At 66.2% G+C, this 1458-nt stretch carries 2 protein-coding genes and 1 pseudogene; 2 read left to right on the top strand and 1 reads right to left on the bottom strand.

Annotated elements, in window-relative coordinates:
• A pseudogene (locus RY1_RS29215) lies at positions 1–334 on the top strand (hypothetical protein); the annotation flags it as partial.
• Here RY1_RS29215 and RY1_RS29210 read toward each other — a convergent pair.
• Positions 331–903, bottom strand: coding sequence for an isochorismatase family protein (locus RY1_RS29210; RefSeq protein ID WP_072807534.1), 573 nt, complete (start codon positions 901–903; stop codon positions 331–333). The pseudogene RY1_RS29215 and the gene RY1_RS29210 overlap by 4 nt on opposite strands.
• A gap of 22 nt (positions 904–925) precedes the next feature.
• Between RY1_RS29210 and RY1_RS29205 the strand changes: the two genes are divergently transcribed.
• Positions 926–1458 (top strand): MOSC domain-containing protein (locus tag RY1_RS29205; protein ID WP_139280019.1); only part of this gene is annotated, 533 nt, incomplete at its 3' end.

Genomic DNA, 1458 nt, shown 5'->3' with positions numbered 1-1458 from the left:
CCTGCGGATCGACGTCGGATCCCGCACCGCCCTCGGGCGCCTGCTCCGCTCGATTCCGAACTTCGTCTCGACTGCGCCCTGGTTCTGCGCTGTCACCGATCCGATTGCCCGCGTCGTGCTCCGCGGCGTTCGCACCCGAGGCAGCGCAGGCAACGGAAGGCGCGAGTACTACGGGGCGCGGGATCAGCACCACATCACCGCGATCGAGGCGTCGTGGAACGGTGAGGACCTCGGCGCTCTGACGCCCGTCACTCCGCCGGTCGAATTCGGTTTCGGCTCGACACCCGCGGCGCCGAGCGTCACCACCATCACGACGACGATCGACGAGCCCTAGACCAGCTCGGCCCCGGCGTCGACCAGCTCTTTCAACGACGCCTCCGAGGACTCAGGCGCGACCCCTGCCACGAACTCGGTCAGCACCCGCACCTTCATGCCTCCGGCAAGCGCATCAAGAGCCGATGCCCGCACGCAATAGTCCGTCGCGATCCCCACGATGTCGACTTCCGTCACCTCGTTGCGCGCGAGCACCTCCCGCAGCGTGCGGCCCTCGTCCGTCGTTCCGTCGAACGCCGAGTACGACGGACTGCCCTGCCCTTTGAACACGTGCACGTCCACCGACCCGGTAGTCAGGTCGGGGTGGTACTCGGCGCCAACGCTGCCTGCGACGCAGTGCACCGGCCAGGTCGTGGTGAAGTTCGGTGCGTCGTCGGTCGCGAAGTGACCACCGTTGTCGCTGCCCGCGTCGTGCCAGTCCCTCGATGCGACGATGACGTCGTAGCTGTCACCATCCTTGGCCAGCAGACCGCTCACCTTGGTTGCGACATCCGCACCGCCTTCGACGCCGAGTGCGCCACCTTCGGTGAAATCGTTCTGCACGTCCACTACCAACAGAGCTCGTGTCATGTTGGCCAGTATCCTCCGGTAGGTGAGCGTCACGGTATCCGAGTTGGTCTGCTACCCGGTGAAGGGATGCGCGGGAACATCGTTGCGCAGCGCTCTGGTGACGGCCCGCGGCCTCGAACACGACCGCGAATTCATGATCGTCGACGGCGAAGGGGCCTTTCGCAGTCAGCGCAGCGACCCCGTGCTCGCGGTCATCGAACCGTCCATCGACGGCGACCTCACGTTGTCGCACGCGGACTTCGGATCCGTCACCGTTGCGGTCGACTCCGAGTCCCCGGCGCGCGACGTCACGATGTTTCGCCGACCTTTCCGCGGCATCGATCAGGGCGACGACGCCGCGACGTGGCTGACCGCGGTGATCGGTGAGCCGTCGCGACTGGTTCGAGTACCCCCTGATCTCGATCGGATCACCGACGGAATTGTCCCCGGCACAGCAGGTTTCGCCGACAGCTCAGCTGTGCACATCCTCTCGCACGCGAGCCTGAACGAGTTGAATGCTCGCCTGGAGCGCCCACTTCCGATGGACCGTTTCCGGCCGAACATCGTCGTCGCCGG

Source organism: Rhodococcus yunnanensis NBRC 103083 (assembly GCF_001895005.1).
In the GTDB taxonomy this organism is placed as follows: Bacteria; Actinomycetota; Actinomycetes; order Mycobacteriales; family Mycobacteriaceae; genus Rhodococcoides; species Rhodococcoides yunnanense.
This window is presented reverse-complemented; position numbering and strand designations above follow the sequence as displayed.

Excerpts from the sequence above, each read along its gene's own strand:
- RY1_RS29210 (WP_072807534.1), bottom strand. The coding sequence starts at position 903 with ATGACACGAGCTCTGTTGGTAGTGGACGTGCAGAACGATTTCACCGAA.